Source organism: Myxococcales bacterium, from assembly GCA_016716835.1.
Classification (GTDB): Bacteria; Myxococcota_A; Polyangia; order Haliangiales; family Haliangiaceae; genus JADJUW01.
In genome coordinates this window covers 934,297-952,482 of the sequence record JADJUW010000001.1, presented here as the reverse complement: position 1 = coordinate 952,482, position 18,186 = coordinate 934,297, and the positions used below count along the sequence as shown (strand labels likewise).

Sequence of the window (18,186 nt, the reverse complement as noted above, 5' to 3'; positions counted from 1 at the left end):
TGCCTCGCGAGATGGGGACGCTAGATGCCGAGGCGCAACCGGTTGGCGAAGCCATTAAACAGGCCCGCGTCCAAAATGCGCTGCGCGGCAACCTCGGTATCGTAGGGCACGCGGAGAAATTCGAACACCTTGGTTTCGGCGTCGTACACCGTATACGACGCGCGTGGGTCGCGGTCGCGCGGCTGCCCTACGGAGCCCACGCTGACGATGTACTTAAAGCCCGGTCGCAATTCGAAGCGATCGGCGACGACCTCGTAGACCTCATCCTTGGTCAGCGCAAAGGCCTTGCAGAGATGGGAGTGGCCGACAAACGTAATCTGCGCCAGATCCTGCCAAATTTGCAGGCAGCGCTCGGCGTGCTCGGGCGCGAACACGTATTCAAACTCTTCGAGATTGATCGGCGAGCCGTGGCAAAACGCGACGCCCTGCGCGGCGTCGCGCACTTCATAGGGCAACGTCTTAAGCCAGGCGAGGTTTTCTGGCGTGATGGTGCGCGCGTGCAGATCGAGCGCTTCGCGCGCGGCATCGTAGTAATACGAATAGTCCATGCGCCCTGCCACCGCGGCGTCGTGATTGCCGAGCAAGGTGTACGTCGTCGCCTCGCGCACCAGGTTGCAGCACTCATCAGGCGCGCCGCCATAGCCAACCGTGTCGCCGATGCAGACGAAGCGATCGATGCGCTGGTCGCCAAATGCCGCCATCACGGCGCCGAGGGCCTCGATGTTGGCGTGAATATCCGAAAAAATCCCGTAGCGCATGCGATCGATCCAACCCCCAGTTTACCTGGTCTTACGCGGCGTTACAGCCCGGGCATGCAAAATTCAGTTCCATGGGCCGCCCGGCGGCTTGGTGCCCGCGCCGCGCACCGGCGAGCCTGCCGCGCCCTGCGTCGACGCCTCAGCTGGCGGTAAGTCGGCAAGGACTTCGTCGGCCGCCTCCTGGGCCGCCTCGACGGCGTCCAGGCGCGACGCCGCAACGGCGACCAAAACTTCGTGGAGGTGCGCCAGGGTGTCGTACCGGCCGCACAGCGAGTAGTACTCTTGGTCGGATTGTTCGGACATGTTGCCGAGCGTCACTTCGACATAGGGCAGCATCGCCGGCGGCGCGTCAAATGCGGTGTCGACATCCCCAAGTTCGTCGCAAACGATGGCGGCAGCGACAAAGCCCATCGGCGAAAAATTGAGCCCCGTGGGCAAGACGATACGCCAGGACATCGCTTGCGCGGGGTTGTCTATTTCCCAGCGACCGCCGATTTGTCGCCTCACCACTTCGCCTAGATACGCGCCCGCGGTGACGGTAACCAATTCGATCATTTCGGGGCGATCACGCGGCACCGTCGAAATATAGTGATCGAGGACCGGCAAGGTCTCGCTATCGTAGCCAAGCGTTATGCCCAGCGCGCGCTGAACATAGGCCACGGCCTGGCCGGCTAGATCGTCAACTTGATGCACGCCGCGTCATACCAAACCGCGGGCCTCATGGGCCAGCGTTGTGTCGCCTGAATGCCGTGCCGTGGCGATGGCGGTTGCCCCGAACGCTACGGCAGCGCAAACGTGACGCGGCCCGCGGCACCGGCGACCAGCGTGACCGCGGTTGCATTGCCGGCCCCGCCAAAATGCCACGAATCGCGGGCGAGCACCCCGCCCCCGGGCAAGACCACCGAATTGCCGCGGGCGCGCAATTGCACGCCCGCCAGCGGGGTGAGCCGTACGGCGATGTCGCCTTCTGTCGTCGAGATGCGAACATCGCCGTTGGCAAACCCATGCGCTTGCAGGGCGACGTCGCCGCGAAAGACGCGCAAGACGATGTGGCGCGAGGTGATACGCGTCGCGGTGATGTCGCCTCGGTGCACGCCAGCTTGTAGGCGGTCGCCGGCGATATCACTAAGCAGGACATTTGCCGCCAGCACCTCGACATCGACGTCGCCCGCAACCTCGCGAATGGTGGGCGCGGCAAAGGTGGAATCAACCAGCAGCGCGCCGACGATGCGGCTGACCTCGATGGCGCCGGCGTTGGCGTAGAGCGCCGCGCCGCGCCGCAAGTCCGTCGCCCGCAGCACGCCGGACTGGATATGCGCCTTGACGGCGACCTGACGCGGCACCGAGATAAACAGATCAATGCGGGGCCGTCGCAGCGATCTCGTGGACGCTTCGCCGCCATGATCGGTCAGCGCGGTCCGCACCGAGGCGGTGCCGTCGGCGCCCGTCATCACTTCGACCTTGGCGCTGGCGTTTTGGTCATCGTCGCGCCGCACCGAGCGCACGACGATGGCGGATCCATCATAGCCTTCGATCGAAATGTTGCCGTGTGAGTTATCGATTTGCAGCCGAGAAAAGGGCGCGTGTTGTGGCACTAGCTCCACCACGTCGCCTTGAGGGGCGATGGCCGGAAGCGGCGATTGCGCGTCGGCGACCGCAGCGCCGAGCCAAAGCCCAACGCTGGCGAAAAAGGCCAGGCCGCGCCTCACCATGACGACCTCGCGATGAGATCGTTGGTGCGGCTCGCTGCCAACGCCTCGCCAAGATAGGCCGCGGTCGCGGACGCAAGCTCGCGCCGTTCGCGCGGGGTCGTCGCACGCGCGAACGCCTGCTCATAGGACGCAAGCTGCACGCTGACCGCGCGCCAGGTTGCCTCATCGGCGGCATGGCCGAGGCGCAGTTGCCGGCGGAGCGCGCTGCGGAGCTCGCCGACCACTTCCAGGTAGGCGTCTGATGCCTCTTCGTCGCCTAGGAGCGACGTGGCGACCAAAGCCTCTTGCGGCGCTGCCGGCGCTGGTTGACGCGGCGACGCCGGGGCGCTGGGACCTCGTTGGTGCAGCGTGCCAACGACGATCGCCGCCAACGAGGCCGCCGCAAACGCGCCACTCACGCGCAGGCCGCGCGATGACGCCAGCGCTTGCAGCCACGACTGAAGGTGATAGCGCCACGCCCTGCGCTCGCTATGCGCGATGTCTTGTTCCGCCAACGTTTTTTCAATGCGGGCAAAAAGGCCCGCGGGTACGTCGGGCGCGGGCAATTCGCGTAGCCCGCGCTGCAGCTGCGCGAGCTCGCTCGCCATTGCCTTGCACGCCGCGCAGGTTAACAGGTGGCCATGCACCGCCCGCCGCCAAGCAGGGCTGAGCTCGCTATCGAGGTAGGCCGACAGCCGCGCGCGAGCGCGCACGCACTGCATTAGGCCCCCGCCTTGGCTGGGTGAAGGTGGGCGAGTTCGCCGCGTAAGCGCAGGCGCGCCTTATGAAGTTGCGACTTGCTGGTGCCGACGGTGCAGCCAAGCACCTCCGCGCTTTCCTCATGCGACAGGCCTTCGACGTCGTGCAAGACGACAATCGCGCGATACCCGGCAGGCAAGCGTTCGAGCGCGAGTTGTAATGTCGCGGCCAAATGCGGATCGCGTTGCAGCGCCAGATGCGCCTTCTCATCCGGCATCGCGTCGAGCGCGGCCTCGTCGGTTTCGCTAACCTCGCGCCGGCGCTTTTGCTTGGCGAGCCGTGAGAGCGCGGTGTTCATGCCTAAGCGATAGATCCACGAGCTGAGGGCGCAGTCGCCGCGAAAGCCGCCGATGCCGCGATAGATGCGAATAAAGACGTCGTGGGCCAGTTCCTCGGCATCAGATTTGCCAACCATGCGATAGGCGAGCGAATACACGCGGCGGCGATACTGCACATACAGTCTCGACATCGCCTCGCGATCGCCACCAGCGCAGGCCGCCGCTAAAGACGCATCGTCAGCGGCGTCAAACGCGACGCTCGGACTAGGGGCGATCGAGACATCAGCCATGGTGCAGCAGACCGATGCTGACCATAGAACGTTGCCTGCTCCACACAAAAAACGGCGTTATTGCCAGCGCCGCGAGATCGCGCGGGCTGTGAATACGACTCAAGCGCTAATCCCCGCAGCGTGCCTCTCGCAATTGGTCGTCGATGTCGCGCTTTGGATGGAGCCGTTGCACCCAAGACCGAAATAAGGCGTGGGCCTTGCTGCCGCCGTATCCAAGCATCGCCGCGGCATGGGCGAGCGCGGCGCTGACCGCCGCTGGCTCGCGCGCCGCGGCCTCGGCAATCAGCAACCATTGCTCGGCGCCGTCGAGATTTCCGCGCAGCCCCTCCGCGAGGGCTCGCCCCATCGTCGCCTCAAGGCCAGGCTGATGGGTGTCGCCGCCATCAATTTCTTGCGAGTAGGCAAACCATCTCGCGGCGCGCTTGGGCTGATGCGTGCGCAGCAACGCAACGCCAACTTCAAACGCGCAGGCGCCGTCGTCGATCGCGCGGTCACATTGTCTGCGCGCCGAGGCCTCGCCCGCGATCGGATTGGCAACCAATAGCTGCCAGGGCCCCTGTGCCACCGTCGCCGTAGAGACACGCGGCGCGAGCGGCGCAAATAGCTGGCACATGGCCGGCACGAGGTCGAGTTCGCCGCGATGCCACGCGCGAAACTGTGCCAGCGCCAGGTCGTCCAAGAAGATACGACTCGATAAGCGAAAGCCCAGGCGCATGTATCCCTCGGTGAGCAGCCACGAGGTGAGCCGCTTTGTTTCCTGCGGTGGCACCATCGGCCGATCGCCTCGCCACGCAAGCCACGTGCGCGCGAGCGCTTGTTGCGACGACGGTAGGTGGTCGAGATGCCGCGCGGCCAACGTGGCCCTGCGCGCTTTTGCGTCCACGGGATCGTTGCCGGCCTGCAGCGCCATGCGAAACGCAAGTTGCGCCGCGCTCGCGGCGTCGATCGATTCGCCGAGCATCTCAGCTCGGCGCCAATCAGCGTCAGTCGCCTCGAAGGCGCCGCGTGCAAAGCGCTGCCGGCCGCGCTCAAGGTAGTGCCTAGCCAGGCGCCGACGCAGCGACGATGAGTTGCCGCGACGCCACGGCTTCATGGCTGCCAACTCGCGCTCGGCCTCGCGACGCCATGCGCTCGTCGGCTCCGGATCGCCGGCCAACGTTGCGGCGGTGAGGCGCGATGGCTTCACCGAGGCCTCACGCCACCACGGGGCTGACCTGCCCGTCCCCATTCGTTTTGCGGGTGGCCGCGCACACCCGATCGCCAGCACAGCCACAAGCGCGCCGAGCAACCACCCCCTGATCATGGCGTTGCCCGCGGCACGACCCCCAACGCGGCGCACCTCGCCATCACCGCTTGCAGGTCCTGCCACGCCACACGCTTGAATTCATTTTTTTCAAGCAGCTCGGCGGGATGATAGATGGGCATGACGTCGATGTCGCCTGCGCGTTGCCACGTGCCACGCAGCTCGGCAAAGGTCGCATTGCCACCAAGCACGTGCCGCATCGCTTGCGCGCCGAGCACGACCATCACGCGAGGCTTCACTGCGTTTAGTGTGGCGTCGTCCGCGGTCGCGCACACGCCAACTTGGTCGCGAGGCCACCCCATGGCGGCAATCATGTTGTCGAGCAAGGCAGTTGCCCGGACGTCGCCCGCGTGCGGGTCGATGCCGACGAACAGCAAGCTCGCTTCGTGAGTGCGCGGCAACTGCCGTCGCAGGCGATGCCCCAAGCGCAGCGACCGCCTGGTGTATCCGGCAAACCCGCGGACGAGGCGCGTCAATTCGACTAGGTCGTCGCTATCGCTTGGCGCCACAAAGCCTCCGCATGACGTTAGGCCGGTAGGCCCGTAGGCTTGGACGCAGGAGGCAAGAGCGAAAATCCTGCGAGGTCGCGTGGCCGAGTCGCGGTTATTGCAAGATGTGCCTGCGCCAGCGCGGTGAGGCTTGCCTCGCCAGCGGCGACGGCCACGCAATCACTGCCGGGGATATCTGCATGCCCCGTCGCGCCACCGCCGAGCCAAATGTAACTGCGTCCCCACGGATCCTCGCGCTCAATGACGTCATTGGCGTAGTGCCGCTGTCCAAGCGAGGTAGCCCGCACGCCCCTGAGCTCGCCGCTTGGAACGTTGAGATTGCACAGCTCAGGTTTTGCGGCGGTGGCGTTGGCGACCATGTCGTTTGCGACGGCAACCGCGAGCTCGATCGCAACGCGCGTGGCGTGCATCCTGGGCGCAAACGACACCGCAAGCCCGCTGCAGCCGCGCAGCACACCCTCGAAGGCGCCAGCAAACGTCCCCGAATAATAGATATCGGTGCCGAGGTTGTAGCCATCGTTTGGCCCCGACAGGACGAGCGCTAGCGGCGGCAGGTCCGCAATGGACGGCAGCACTTTTTGGATGCCGACATAAACACAATCGGTCGGCGAGCCCGACAGCGAGTACGTGTCGTCGCTCACTAGCCGCAAGCGCAACGGCTTGTGCAAGGTGATCGAATGTGAAACCGCAGAGCGCTGGCGCTCGGGCGCTACCACGATCACGCGATGTTTGGCCCGGAGTGCCTCGGCCAGGCCCAAGAGATGGGCGCTATCGACGCCATCATCATTGGTCATGAGAATCGTGCGTTGCATGACGACGTGCTCTGAAAATGGTCGGGACGACAGGATTTGAACCTGCGACCCCCAGTCCCCCAGACTGGTGCGCTACCAGGCTGCGCTACGCCCCGAACGCGCTGTTGTTACAAGAATGTCTGCAGCGACGCAACGTGGGCCGCGCGTTAATGGCCGGCTTTTGGCTTCTCGTCGGGATTAAGCAGCTGGCGCACGACTTGGCTCGGCTTAAAGGTGACGACCCGGCGCGCGAGAATCGGAATTTTTTCGCCGGTTTGCGGATTGCGACCCACTCGGTCGCGTTTGTCGCGCAATAGAAAATTACCAAAGCCGGAAATCTTAATTTTATCGCCGCTCTCCAGGGTTTCTTTCATTGTATTGAACAATCGCTCGACGATATCAGCGGCTTCTTTTTTGGAAAGGCCGCCTACTTTTTCGTAGACGATTTCGGCGATATCGGCCTTGGTCATTCGTGCCATGCGTCCTCCAGCTCTAACCACATGATATCACGAACATATTGCTGGATCCAAGCACCGGCTTGTGGGCGCGATGTACGACACGCAAGTTATCTCTTTAATTACGTGCAGTTACGCCTCGGAGTGGTCTCCTAGAAAACCGCCTGAGTCGCATTTCTCGTGCGAGGTCAATTGGTTAGGACCTTTCACCGGGCGGTCGCGCCAAGTTGCGCTTTCGCGGCGACAAGCATGCTCTCGTGCGCGGCTTCGACGTCTTTTTCGGTCAATGTTCGATCGGCGGCGCGATAGGTAACTGACCACAGCATGCTCTTGGTGCCGCTTGGCAATTTAGCGTCGCGGTACTCTTCGAGCAGGTCGATGCCCTCGACCAAATCCGTCGCAGCTGCCGCCAAGACGGCGCGCATGTCGGCCGCAGCGAGCGACTCGGCCACGAGCAACGACATATCGCGGCTTGTCGCCGGGAAGCGCGGAATCGGGCGAAACTGGGCGACCGGCTTTAGCAAAAGCCCTGACAGATCGAGGTGGAGCACGAAGGCAGCGCCATCGATATCAGCGCGCCCGCGCGCGTCGGGATGCAGCTCGCCAAGCAAGCCCCACACCCGAGTCGCGCCATCGATAGCGATGGAAACGGTCGCGGACGCGCCCGGATGCAAGTACGCCACGTCGCGTACGGGCGTGAAAATCGGCGTCACCTCAAAGAGGGCGGCGAGCCGCTCGACCACGGCCTTGAGATCAAAATAGTCCCACGTCGGCGCGTCCTTCATGCGCACCTGACGACGGCCCGAGACGACCGCGGCGACGTGCAAGGGCTCGCGTCCCAGCGTGGTGACCACGCCTGTGGCGTTGCCTTCGGCGCGCCAAAACACGGAGCCAACTTCGAACAGCGCGACGTCATTGACCTGGTGCGCCTCGTTGCGCGCGAGGGCGGCGAGCAAGTTGGGCAAGAGATGCGTTCGCATGAGCGCCTGATCTTGCGTCATCTGATTCTTAAGCGGCATTGCGCGCGCAACGAGTGTTTCGTCGCCAAGCCAGCGCAGGCGCTGCTCGGACAAAAAACCGTAGGTAATGGCCTCGCACAGGCCGGCAGCAACCATAACGTCGCGCACCGCGCTGGCAACATCGACGCGTGACCCCGTCGGCGCCGCTGACAATTTTGGCAAGGTGGTCGGCACGCGATCGAGCCCACCGTGGCGCAAGATTTCCTCTATGAGATCGACATCACGGGTTACGTCCGGACGCCACGAGGCGGCCTGCGCCACGACGACGTCACCCTGCTGCTCGGCGGCAAAGCCGAGCCGGCGCAACAAGGCGAGGACATCTTGCGGGTCATAAGTAACGCCGGTAAGACGCGCGAGCTTGGCGAGCGAAAGGCTAACCGGTGCAGCTTGCCACGCCACCGGCTGCAGGGCGCTTGGCGCGCACACCTTGGCCCCGCCATGCGTCTGCAGCAAATAGGCGGCGCGCGCGGACGCGTGCAAGACATTGGCCGCATCGACGCCGCGCTCGAAACGCTGCGAGGCTTCGGAAGGCACATTGAGGCGCGTGCGCGTAGTGCGCACCGATTTCGGCAAAAAGTGCGCCGCCTCGAGCACGATGCTCGTGGTCTTATCGCCAACCTCGGAGTTTGCGCCGCCCATGACGCCCGCGAGCGCCACGGGCTCGTCGCCTGCAACGATGAGCAAATCGTTGTCGAGCGCATGCTCCGCGCCATCCAACGTTTTGATTTTCTCACCGGCTCGCGAGCGACGCACGCCGAGCGGGCGGCCTGCCAGCGCGTCGGCGTCAAAGGCATGCAGCGGCTGCCCGCTTTCGAACATCACGTAATTGGTGACGTCGACGAGCAGATTTTTCGGCCGCACGCCAATCGCGCGCAAGCGATGCTGAATTAGGCGCGGTGATGGAATCGATGCCACGCCGGTTACCAGCCGCGCCGAGTAGACGTTGCAGTCGGCGCCGTCGGCTATCTGCACCGCGGTGGGTGTTGCCCCTTGCCCGGCCTGGCCGTCGATAAACAACGGCGGCAGCTTCACGCTGCCGCCGCACACCGCCGCCAATTCGCGCGCAACGCCCACGTGCCCAAGGCAATCAGCGCGATTGGCCGGCACGTTGACGTCGAGCACCCAGTCGCTGGCACCAAGTGCGGCCTTGGCGTCTTGCCCCGCATGCACGCCGCTGCCCGGTGCCAACACAATAATGCCGCTCGGGTCATCGCCAATGCCAAGCTCGGTCTCGCCGCACAACATGCCAGGCGACACCACGCCCTTGAGCGTCTTGGGCGCCATCACCATGTCGCCAACGCGCGCGCCCGGTTTGGCCCACACGACAAAGTTTCCCGGCGGCGGCACATTCGGCGCGCCGCAAACGACGTCGATGCCGTCGCCGCCCTTGTCGCCGCGCACCGTAACAATGCGCAGCTTGTCGGCGTCGGGATGCGGCCGCACCGCGAGCACTTCGGCAATGACCGCGCCCTCAAAGCCGGTGCCGAGTTGCGTCACCTGCTCAACCTCAAGCCCAACCGAGGTCAGCTTGGCCGCGCCCTCCCCCGCCGTCAGCGGCGTCGGCAACTCCACAAGCTCGGTAAGCCACGACCAAACAATATTCATAGGGGCCGAAGATCACCACAGGCCTATGCCGGGCGCAAGCGATCTGGAGCGCACCCTGCCTCGGTGGAAGGCACGGTTGCCCCCCGGCGGTCCAATCGTTGATGTCTACTTGGCAGCACCCGGCGATTTGATCCACTTGGCGATTTCGGCGATTACGGCTTCGGCCACGTGTCCTGGCTGACGGTATTCGTCGGGCGTGCTGGCCCCGCTGCCCGCGATGAATAGGTGATTGAGCGCCGGGTAGCTCGCAAACGCGACGGTCGGCTTGTGCCCAAGGCCCTGCTTCCACAAACCGAATTCCTTCATCGTCACCTGATAATCGCGCTCCCCCTGCAGCACGAGCATCGGGCGGCTTATTTTCTTAGCGACAGCGATGGGATCATACGACTTCAGATCGATCCAATAGCTTGCCGGTACACCTAGCACCGGCGCCGAGGTCGCCGCGAAATCCTTCGCATCGAGCTTGGCGAGCTCCGCGGAAAGTTGCGAAATGCCCGCACGTTCCGCATCCGTCACCTCCCCATCGATTTGCGCTATGTGGTCGACCTGTTCGCGCATCAGCACCGGCATCGGACGCACCGAACCCGCAAATATCACGCCCCCGGAGATTGCTTCATCGGCCGCCAAGATGCGAGGTGCAAGATACCCACCCAGGCTGTGTCCAAGCAGAAATATGCGCCCCGGGGCAATCAGCTTCGTGTCGCGCGCGAGCGCCACGGCCGCAAGTGCGTCATCGATGGCTTCTTCTTTTACCGTTAGGCCGGCCAAGCTTGCGATTTTGCCGCGATGAACCAATGTCCGTTTGTCATATCGGATCACCGCGATGCCGCGCGAGGCCAACCCCCAGGCGACATCGCGCAACGGTTTATTGGGCCCCAAGGTTTCATCTCGATCGCCAGGCCCCGAGCCGTGCACAAGCACCACCGCGGGAAACGGCCCAGCCCCCTTGGGCATGGAAAGGGTCCCCGGCAACTCCCACTCCCCACGGCCAATTTTCACGTCGCGTTCCTCAAACGCCGCTTGGTCCACATAGCTCGGCGGTGTCCATGGCGCTACCGCGGCCGCGACGGCTTTAGAAAACAGGCCTGCGACTCGATGCGCCTTGTCAATAACAACCTTGATATCCATGGTTTCGCGGCTAAATTTCACCGTTACGTAGATGCTTTCGTAGTCACCGCTTAGCTCGGAGCGAGTGGCGGCAATCGCTTGAAAGGCGCCGAATTTTTGTTCCCACGAGGCCCATAGTTCGCCCAGCTTGTCGCCGGGCAGCGCGGCCTTCATGGCGTCATCGGTTTGGCTTAGGGCTTGAGAAAAATTATGTGCAACCAGCAATTCCATAAAGTGCCGCGCGCGAGCGTCGTTATCCGCATCGGCAGCAAGTGCCGGCACCCCCGAGCCCTGCGTCTCCTGCGTGGCCTTACCACCGGCACAGCCGGTCGCAAGGCTGCTGTATACCGCGATCGCGACGCACCAATAGCTATATCTCGATACCATGTGGCTTATATCGGCCACCACATGGCTCAGATCAAGCCATTTTGCTCGCCGCGGCGTCCGCGCGCACCCGAACGTCTACAAGTCCTTTACAGGCACGCCATGGGGCGGATGACCGCAGATCCCAACAACCGCGGACTCAGAGCCCTAGGGGTGTCCCTAATTATGCCGCCCAGTCCAAAGCACATTCGGTTCAAGTAAGCCAAAAGGTCAGCGGTGCGCGAGCACATGCTTCGGCTCATCGCCACGGCAGTTCGCTCTGCTCACGACGCCTTGCGCTTAGGGGGAGGGCACTGCTTGCCAAATGGCTGCAGCCAACGTGCCTTCGCGAAATGCTCTGATCCGAACATGTCTCGCGCACCGCTTCTGCGCGGCGTAGCTGCGGCGCGACGGCGGACAGGCAGGTGGCGCACGTTTCTTCCGCGAGCATAGATTGCAGGGCGGTGTTCGTGGCACCGAGGGATGTGGATACCACAGCGGTCTCGCGGCGCCCCGGAGGAGTGCTATCTGCGAGCAGGAAGACACGTGCGCCCACCTGCCGTCAGCGCGCGCGTCCCGCGCGCCGAACGACCTAATTCACTCCGGGCACATCACGCCTAGGTTGCCCTCAAAAAACTAGGGACACCCCCCTAGAACTGCTTGAGGAACCGCATGTCCGGCTCGTAGTACCATTTGATGTCGCGGACGTCGTGGCGCAGCATGGCCATGCGCTCGATGCCCATCCCGAAAGCAAACCCGCTGTAGACGTCGGCGTCGATCTTGACGTGTTCAAAGACGTCGGGGTCCACCATGCCGGCGCCGCCGATTTCGATCCAGCCAGAGTGCTTGCATAAGCGGCAGCCGCTGCCGCCGCAGAATACGCATTGCATGTCCACCTCGGCGCCAGGCTCGACAAATGGGAAGTAGCTCGGGCGCAGGCGAATCTGCAACTGCTTGCCAAAGAAGCGGCTGACGAAATGCATCAGCGTGCCTTTGAGATCCGCAAAGCTCACGTCGCGGTCGACGAGCAGGCCTTCGATTTGCGTAAACATCGGGCTGTGCGTCGGGTCGTCGTCGCGGCGATACACCACGCCGGGCGCGATGATGCGTATCGGCGGTTTGTTCGCCAACATCGTCCGCACCTGCACCGGCGAGGTGTGCGTGCGCAGCACGATATCGTCGCTGAGATAAAACGTGTCTTGCATGTCGCGCGCCGGATGATCTTTCGGCATTGCGAGCGCTTCGAAATTGTTCCAGTCGGTTTCGATCTGCGGTCCCTCAGCAACCTCGAAACCGAGCTCGCGAAAGATATCGACCGCGTCACGCCGCACTTGCGTCAGGATGTGCAAGTGACCTTGCGGCACTGGCCGCGATGGCAGCGTTACATCGATGCGGCGCGCCAAGTCGGCCGCGCGAGCCGCCTGCGCAAGTCCTGCCAAGGCCGCCTCGGTCGCCTGCTCAATTGCCAGCTTGCTGCGATTGACCGCCTCGCCGAGCTTGGGCCGCTCCTCTGGTGCCAGCCCCGCCAGCTCCTTCATGATCGAAGAGACTTGGCCCTTTTTGCCGAGGTACTCGGCCTGCAGCGTGCGAATGGCCAATTCGTTTTGGCAGCCGGCGAGACCGCTCGCAAACGCGGCGACCATGGTCTCAAGCTGTGACTGCAACTCTGCTATGTCGCTCATGATCGGCGACACCGTAGCAAATTTGAAAGCGGCTTACGCTTTGGTCAGCGCGACAAACGCCGACGGGTCGGAGATCGCGATTTCGGAAAGCATCTTGCGATTGACGCTAACGCCAGCCTTATTGAGGCCGCCGATGAGCTTGGAGTACGAAAAACCAAGCGTACGCGCCGCGGCGTTGATGCGCTGAATCCACAGCGCGCGATAGTCGCGCTTGCGCTGCTTGCGGCCGCGATACTGATGCATCCACTTGTGCTGCACCGCTTCGTTGGCCACCGCGTGGCTGGTGCTGCGCTTGCCGCGAAAGCCCGAGGCTTCCTTGAGCAGGCGATTACGACGACGACGAGCTTTGAATCCACGTTTTGCGCGAGGCATGACTTCTTCCGTTCTCTCTTAAATCTTGCGATCCAACTAGTTACTTCATGATGAGGCGAGCGATTTGGTGCGCATGCGATTCATGCACATACCCACCCATGCGCAAATGACGCTTGCGCTTCTTGGAGCGGTTGCTCAGCAAGTGGCGGCGGTTGGTCTTTTGCATTTTGAACTTGCCGGACGCGGTTCGCTTGAAGCGTTTTTTGGCGCCGGAATGGCTTTTCATCTTGGGCATAAAGTTCTCTCGGTAGGAGGGCACCCGCCAGCGGGTGGGCCCCAGTTTCTGCCATAACGGGTGGGCAACTGCAACCCCCGGATGGCAGATCATCCGACGGCAACTCAATAGCGCCGTGAACAGGCCTCAGACTCAGGCGGGCTTGGCAGCGCCGTTTGTGGCGCCAGTGCCTTCGGCGACGTCATCGTCGTCCAAATCATCGTCATCGTCCGCATCGCCGTCGTAGTCGTCGGCGGCGATCGCCTCCTCGGCGGCTTTCACGGCCGCAGCCTGCGCACCACCGGCGGCAAGCGCCGCGCGCTTGGCTTCCGCCACCTTGCGCGCAAGGCCCGGCTTGGGCCCGATGATCATGATCATGCGCTTGCCCTCGAGATTTGGCTGCGCCTCGACCACCGCGACGTCTTCCACCATGCCGACGATGCGCTTGAGCGCCGCGTGGCCGGTTTGAGGATGCGCGATCTCGCGGCCACGAAAGGTCACGAGCAAGCGCACCTTGTTGCCCTCTTCGAGGAAGCGGCGAATGTGCTTGGTCTTAAATTCGAGGTCGTGTTCTTCCGTGAGCACGCGGAGCTTGATCTCCTTGATTTCGACCACCGAGGCGTTCTTGCGCGCCTGCTTGGTCTTTTTGGAAAGCTCGTATTTGTACTTGCCGAAATCGGCGAGCTTGCATACCGGCGGCACCGCGCGCGGCGAAATCTCAATTAGGTCAAGGCCTTTGTCTTCGGCGAGGCGCAGCGCCTCATGCGTTGGCATGACGCCAAAGGCTTCGCCGGTATCGCCGACGACGCGTACTTCGGGGACGCGAATTCTGTGGTTAACGCGAAGACCGGACTGGGGGCGGCGGCGGTCATCGCGACCACCCATACTGGGACGACCATTCATGGATATCTATTTTGCTCCTGCAAGTTGGGAGGCTGTGTAGCACGGAAATCTGCGGGGCCGCGGGGCAAATTCGCCGCCAAATGTGGGGCCTGCGCGGGAACTTGCACCTGATCCGCGACAATTGCGGACGCGGTCGCGGCCTGGCGGACGCGCGCGGCAAGCGCTGCTAGGCCACCGTGTGCGGCATCACACCGCCTTTGGGGATCGCGGCCTCGATGGCTAGATGCGCGAGCAGCGCCGGCACGTCCATGACGGGCAATTGCTTGCCCTCGCGGGTGCGCGGCGCCACCGTTTTAGCTTCCATTTCCTTGTCGCCGCAGACCAACACCAGCGGGATTTTTTCGACTTGGGCTAGGCGAACCTTGGCGCCGAGCTTGTCGTTGGAGGCATCGATGTCGACGCGATAGCCGGCGGCGATGAGCGCGTCGCGGACTTCGTTTGCCCACGCCTCTTGCTTCTCATTGATCGAAACCACGCGCACCTGCACCGGCGCGAGCCACATCGGGAAGGCACCGGCATAATGCTCGGTGAGCACCGCGAAGAAGCGCTCGACCGAGCCCATGAGCGCGCGATGCAGCATGACGACGCGGTGCTTTTGGCCGTCGGCGCCGATGTAATTGAGATCGAAGCGCTCGGGCAATTGAAAGTCGACCTGCACCGTCGAGCATTGCCATTCGCGGCCGAGGCAGTCCTTGAGCTTGAGATCGATCTTGGGACCGTAGAACGCGCCGCCGCCGTGGTCAATTTCAAACGGGATGCCGCAGGCCTGCAGCGTCTTGAGCACCGCCGCCTCGGCTTCGTCCCACATCGCTGGATCGCCGACGAATTTGTCGGGACGCGTCGCGAAGTACAGCTTGAAATCGGCAAAGCCGAACGTGCGCAGGATGTACAAGCAAAAATTGAGCACGCGCTCGAGCTCACCGGGCAGCTGCTCGCGTGTCATGAACAAGTGGGCATCGTCCTGCGTAAAGCCGCGGACGCGAAGTAGGCCATGCATGACGCCCGAGCGCTCGTAGCGGTAGACCGTGCCGAGCTCGGCCCAGCGATGCGGCAGCTCGCGATAGCTGCGCAGGCCCTTCTTAAACATGGTGCAGTGAAACGGGCAATTCATCGGCTTGACCAGGTATTCTTGGCCGTCGATATCCATGCCCGAATACATATTCTCTTTGTAAAACTCGAGGTGCCCCGAGGTTTTCCACAGCTCGTCGCGCGCGACGTGTGGCGAGCCGACTAGTTCATAGCCATTGGCGAAGTGCTCTTGGCGCCAAAACTCTTCCATCACGTAGCGAATGCGCGCGCCCTTGGGGTGCCACAGCACGAGGCCACCGCCGATGGTTTCGTCGATTGAAAAAAGATCGAGATCCTTGCCGATGCGGCGATGATCGCGGCGCTTGGCCTCTTCGAGGCGGTGCAGGTGTTCGTCGAGCTCGGCCTTGGAGGCAAAGGCGGTGCCGTAGATGCGTTGCAGCATCTTGTTTTTTTCGTTGCCGCGCCAATACGCGCCAGCGACCGACAAGAGCTTGAACGCTTTGATTTCGCCGGTCGACTTGATGTGTGGCCCGCGGCAAAGGTCGATCCAGTCGCCGGTTTGATAATAGCTAATGACGGCATCTGCCGGCAGCGCCTCGATGATTTCAACTTTGTAGGTTTCGCCAAGGTCGGCAAAGCGCTTAAGCGCCTCGGCGCGCGTGACCTCGTGGCGAACGAACGGCTCATCCGCCTTAACGATGGCGGCCATCTCGGTTTCAATCTTGGCGAGGTCTTCCTCGGTGAACGCGCGATCGATATCGAAATCGTAGAAGAAGCCGGTCTCGATCGACGGACCGATCGTCACCTTGGCGTGCGGAAACACGCGTTGCACGGCCTTGGCCATGACGTGCGCGGTCGAGTGCCGCAAGGTTTCAAGCGGCGACAGCGGCATCGCCGCGCCAACGACTTCTTCGAGGACATTTGCTTCGAGTTCGGCTGCCATAAGCCGCCGCAATATGACCGGTTTGGCAAAGACCGTAAAGCCCCGGGGCCGAGCGTTGCGGCGAATCCCGCCCGTCGGCTAGGTTCGGCCGCGGCGGTAAGCGCGCCCCCAAGGGGCGGTTTGTTGTTGGCGTACACAGGATTGAACTGTGGACCCCTACCGTGTCAAGGTAGTGCTCTGCCGCTGAGCTATACGCCAGTTTGTGCGACGCTAGGTACCTAAGATTTGGGGCAGATGTCAAGAGGAGGCCCCGGCAACGTCCGCGCGGGCCCCTGAATTTGTCTTTGGCGACGCAGACTTCGTGTTAGGTTTCGCCTCGCTTATTAGGTAGCGCGCGCGATGGAATCGGGGCAAACGGTCGGCAAGTATCAGGTTGGCGCCCGCGTCGGCCAGGGCGGCATGTCCGTGGTATTTCGCGGCCGCGATACGGTGCTGGGACGCGACGTCGCGATCAAGGTTTTGCACCAGCACCTCGCCGAGTCCCATGAGGCCAAGGCGCGGTTTGATCGCGAGGCGAAGGCCGTGGCGCGGCTGCGTCACGCTAATATTTTGGAGATCTACGATTACTCCGGCAATGACGTCGTCGACCACTACATCATCTCTGAGTTTATTGAGGGCAAGACCCTCAAACACATTATCGAGCAACGCCCAATCGCATTGCCTGAGATCGGGGCGGCCATCGTTTGGCAGCTAGCGGTGGCGGTGGGTCATGCCCACGAGATGGGCGTCTTGCACCGCGATCTCAAGCCCGAAAACGTAATGGTTCGGCAAGATGGCGTCATCAAGCTCACCGATTTCGGCATCGCGCACGTGCTCGAACTCGGCAAGCTAACCGTCACCGGCCAATTGCTGGGCTCCCCGGCGTATATGGCGCCCGAGCATGTCGAAGGGCGCGCGCTTTCGGCGCAAACCGATATCTTTTCGCTCGGCACCATCCTGTACCAACTGTGCGTCGGCGAGCTGCCGTTCTGCGGCACCAACGCGCACGAAATCCTGCTCAAGATTGCCGATGGGCGCTTCGTCGACCCGGTGGTGGCAAACCCTGCCATCGGCAACGAGCTCGGGCACATCATCCGGACCGCGCTCGCGGTGGATCCAGCCGCGAGATATGTCAGCGCTTGCGCGATGGCGGATGCCCTCGAACGCTACATCACCGCCTCTGGGTTGCCCGAGGTGCGCCACACCTGTGCCGCCTATTTTGCGAATCCAAGCGAGTTTACCGCAAGCGCGACGGGTCAGGTCGTCGCGGCGCTTGCCGCGCGTGCCGCCACCGCGAGCCAGCGCCGCAATCGCGCCGCGTGCATCGATATTGAGCGTCGCCTGCGCGCGCTGGCGCCAGGGCATCCCGCGATTGCCAAGCTTTCACACGCTAACCGCGTCCGCAGCCTGGTGCGCCGCGTGGCGCTCGGAGCCGGCGCGCTTGCGCTTGCCATGGCCGGCTGGATCGCGTTTAGCCGTAGCGCCTCGCCCCCGCCCGCGGCCAGCCCGTCGACATCGCTTGCCATCACGCGACTATTTGACAACGCCCGCGCAACCAGGCCTACCGACGCAGCCCTCCCGCTGCCGTCGGTGCCGCGGCCATCTACTGAGCGTCCAGCCATGCGCAATGCGAGGCCCGCGATCCGTCCATTCGGCAAAAAAACCGAGCCACCGCCGGTCAGCTCGCCTGTGTTGGGCAGCATTACGCTTCAGGTCTCGCCGGCCAACTCCTTGGTACAAATTGATGGCGCGCCCTGGCGTCAGCTAAGCGGTGGACGAATTGAGTTGGCGTGGAGCGGCAAGCCGATTCGCGTTGAGGGGCGCAACGAGACGTGTTGCGAGAATGCGCAGCGCACGCTGCACGCCAGCGACGTCGGCGCCACGGTTGGGCTAGCCTTGTCGTTCCTCCCAGCCCGCGTGATTCCTCAATGCGCAGCTGGCAACGTTACGGTGCAAATCAACGGACGCCCTGCCCGCCTTGGCGGGTCGAACATCATTACATTTGGCGATTCGACGCAGACGCGGCAATCGGTCACGGTGGAGTTTATCGGCGAGCGGGTAACCACCAAGCGCATCGTCGTGCGCGCCAATGAGACCGTAACCGTGCCCTGCGACGCGACGCCAAGGTAGTTCGCG

At 63.2% G+C, this 18,186-nt stretch carries 17 protein-coding genes and 2 tRNA genes; 1 reads left to right on the top strand and 18 read right to left on the bottom strand.

Annotation, left to right across the window (positions count from 1 at the left end; all coding sequences use genetic code 11):
- Positions 1-20: 20 nt before the first annotated feature.
- From IPL79_04200 to IPL79_04115, 18 genes are all read right to left on the bottom strand, one after another.
- A complete protein-coding gene (locus tag IPL79_04200; GenBank protein MBK9070191.1) occupies positions 21-758 on the bottom strand; it encodes a metallophosphoesterase family protein in 738 nt (245 codons plus the stop codon).
- A gap of 63 nt (positions 759-821) precedes the next feature.
- On the bottom strand, positions 822-1,451 hold the full coding sequence (locus IPL79_04195) for a hypothetical protein (protein MBK9070190.1): 630 nt from the start codon (positions 1,449-1,451) through the stop codon (positions 822-824).
- A gap of 86 nt (positions 1,452-1,537) precedes the next feature.
- Positions 1,538-2,470, bottom strand: coding sequence for a hypothetical protein (locus tag IPL79_04190; GenBank protein MBK9070189.1), 933 nt, complete (start codon positions 2,468-2,470; stop codon positions 1,538-1,540).
- Complete coding sequence (locus tag IPL79_04185) at positions 2,464-3,162, bottom strand: zf-HC2 domain-containing protein (protein MBK9070188.1); 699 nt, start codon at positions 3,160-3,162, stop codon at positions 2,464-2,466. The genes IPL79_04190 and IPL79_04185 overlap by 7 nt, the downstream gene beginning before the upstream one ends.
- An 8-nt stretch (positions 3,163-3,170) precedes the next feature.
- Entirely contained in the window at positions 3,171-3,776 is a 606-nt protein-coding gene (locus IPL79_04180; GenBank protein ID MBK9070187.1) for a sigma-70 family RNA polymerase sigma factor, read from the bottom strand.
- A gap of 106 nt (positions 3,777-3,882) precedes the next feature.
- Positions 3,883-4,962, bottom strand: a complete 1,080-nt coding sequence (locus tag IPL79_04175) for a hypothetical protein (protein MBK9070186.1) — start codon at positions 4,960-4,962, stop codon at positions 3,883-3,885.
- Between the two features lie 113 nt (positions 4,963-5,075).
- Entirely contained in the window at positions 5,076-5,588 is a 513-nt protein-coding gene (locus IPL79_04170; GenBank protein MBK9070185.1) for a hypothetical protein, read from the bottom strand.
- 17 nt (positions 5,589-5,605) lie between these two features.
- Entirely contained in the window at positions 5,606-6,400 is a 795-nt protein-coding gene (surE, locus tag IPL79_04165) for a 5'/3'-nucleotidase SurE (GenBank protein ID MBK9070184.1), read from the bottom strand.
- Positions 6,401-6,418: 18 nt separating this feature from the next.
- Positions 6,419-6,495, bottom strand: a tRNA-Pro gene (locus IPL79_04160).
- A gap of 51 nt (positions 6,496-6,546) precedes the next feature.
- Complete coding sequence (locus IPL79_04155; GenBank protein ID MBK9070183.1) at positions 6,547-6,849, bottom strand: integration host factor subunit alpha; 303 nt, start codon at positions 6,847-6,849, stop codon at positions 6,547-6,549.
- A 191-nt stretch (positions 6,850-7,040) separates the two neighbouring features.
- The gene (locus IPL79_04150; protein ID MBK9070182.1) at positions 7,041-9,458 is read right to left on the bottom strand and encodes a phenylalanine--tRNA ligase subunit beta; all 2,418 of its coding nucleotides are present in this window, start codon (positions 9,456-9,458) and stop codon (positions 7,041-7,043) included.
- Positions 9,459-9,563: 105 nt separating this feature from the next.
- Complete coding sequence (locus IPL79_04145; GenBank protein MBK9070181.1) at positions 9,564-10,952, bottom strand: alpha/beta fold hydrolase; 1,389 nt, start codon at positions 10,950-10,952, stop codon at positions 9,564-9,566.
- Between the two features lie 626 nt (positions 10,953-11,578).
- On the bottom strand, positions 11,579-12,592 hold the full coding sequence (pheS, locus tag IPL79_04140; protein ID MBK9070180.1) for a phenylalanine--tRNA ligase subunit alpha: 1,014 nt from the start codon (positions 12,590-12,592) through the stop codon (positions 11,579-11,581).
- Positions 12,593-12,643: 51 nt separating this feature from the next.
- Positions 12,644-12,982 (bottom strand): 50S ribosomal protein L20, encoded by a 339-nt coding sequence (gene rplT / locus IPL79_04135; protein MBK9070179.1) that lies wholly within the window; start codon positions 12,980-12,982, stop codon positions 12,644-12,646.
- Between the two features lie 40 nt (positions 12,983-13,022).
- Positions 13,023-13,217, bottom strand: coding sequence for a 50S ribosomal protein L35 (gene rpmI, locus IPL79_04130; GenBank protein ID MBK9070178.1), 195 nt, complete (start codon positions 13,215-13,217; stop codon positions 13,023-13,025).
- Positions 13,218-13,349: 132 nt separating this feature from the next.
- The gene (locus IPL79_04125; GenBank protein ID MBK9070177.1) at positions 13,350-14,081 is read right to left on the bottom strand and encodes a translation initiation factor IF-3; all 732 of its coding nucleotides are present in this window, start codon (positions 14,079-14,081) and stop codon (positions 13,350-13,352) included.
- Positions 14,082-14,265: 184 nt separating this feature from the next.
- Positions 14,266-16,071, bottom strand: a complete 1,806-nt coding sequence (gene thrS, locus IPL79_04120) for a threonine--tRNA ligase (protein MBK9070176.1) — start codon at positions 16,069-16,071, stop codon at positions 14,266-14,268.
- Positions 16,072-16,197: 126 nt separating this feature from the next.
- Positions 16,198-16,269 (bottom strand) — tRNA-Val (locus IPL79_04115).
- 141 nt (positions 16,270-16,410) lie between these two features.
- Between IPL79_04115 and IPL79_04110 the strand changes: the two genes are divergently transcribed.
- Positions 16,411-18,180 carry a serine/threonine protein kinase gene (locus IPL79_04110; protein ID MBK9070175.1) on the top strand — a complete coding sequence of 590 codons (1,770 nt, stop codon included), beginning with the start codon at positions 16,411-16,413 and terminating at the stop codon, positions 18,178-18,180.
- Positions 18,181-18,186: the final 6 nt, after the last annotated feature.

Bases quoted from the DNA above. Each gene is read 5' to 3' on its own strand.
- IPL79_04150 (MBK9070182.1), bottom strand. From the start codon at position 9,458: ATGAATATTGTTTGGTCGTGGCTTACCGAGCTTGTGGAGTTGCCGACG.
- rplT (MBK9070179.1), bottom strand. From the start codon at position 12,982: ATGCCTCGCGCAAAACGTGGATTCAAAGCTCGTCGTCGTCGTAATCGC.
- IPL79_04110 (MBK9070175.1), top strand. From the start codon at position 16,411: ATGGAATCGGGGCAAACGGTCGGCAAGTATCAGGTTGGCGCCCGCGTC.
- surE (MBK9070184.1), bottom strand. From the start codon at position 6,400: ATGCAACGCACGATTCTCATGACCAATGATGATGGCGTCGATAGCGCC.
- IPL79_04145 (MBK9070181.1), bottom strand. From the start codon at position 10,952: ATGGTATCGAGATATAGCTATTGGTGCGTCGCGATCGCGGTATACAGC.
- IPL79_04190 (MBK9070189.1), bottom strand. From the start codon at position 2,470: ATGGTGAGGCGCGGCCTGGCCTTTTTCGCCAGCGTTGGGCTTTGGCTC.
- IPL79_04200 (MBK9070191.1), bottom strand. From the start codon at position 758: ATGCGCTACGGGATTTTTTCGGATATTCACGCCAACATCGAGGCCCTC.
- rpmI (MBK9070178.1), bottom strand. From the start codon at position 13,217: ATGCCCAAGATGAAAAGCCATTCCGGCGCCAAAAAACGCTTCAAGCGA.
- IPL79_04125 (MBK9070177.1), bottom strand. From the start codon at position 14,081: ATGGGTGGTCGCGATGACCGCCGCCGCCCCCAGTCCGGTCTTCGCGTT.
- thrS (MBK9070176.1), bottom strand. From the start codon at position 16,071: ATGGCAGCCGAACTCGAAGCAAATGTCCTCGAAGAAGTCGTTGGCGCG.
- IPL79_04155 (MBK9070183.1), bottom strand. From the start codon at position 6,849: ATGACCAAGGCCGATATCGCCGAAATCGTCTACGAAAAAGTAGGCGGC.
- IPL79_04180 (MBK9070187.1), bottom strand. From the start codon at position 3,776: ATGGCTGATGTCTCGATCGCCCCTAGTCCGAGCGTCGCGTTTGACGCC.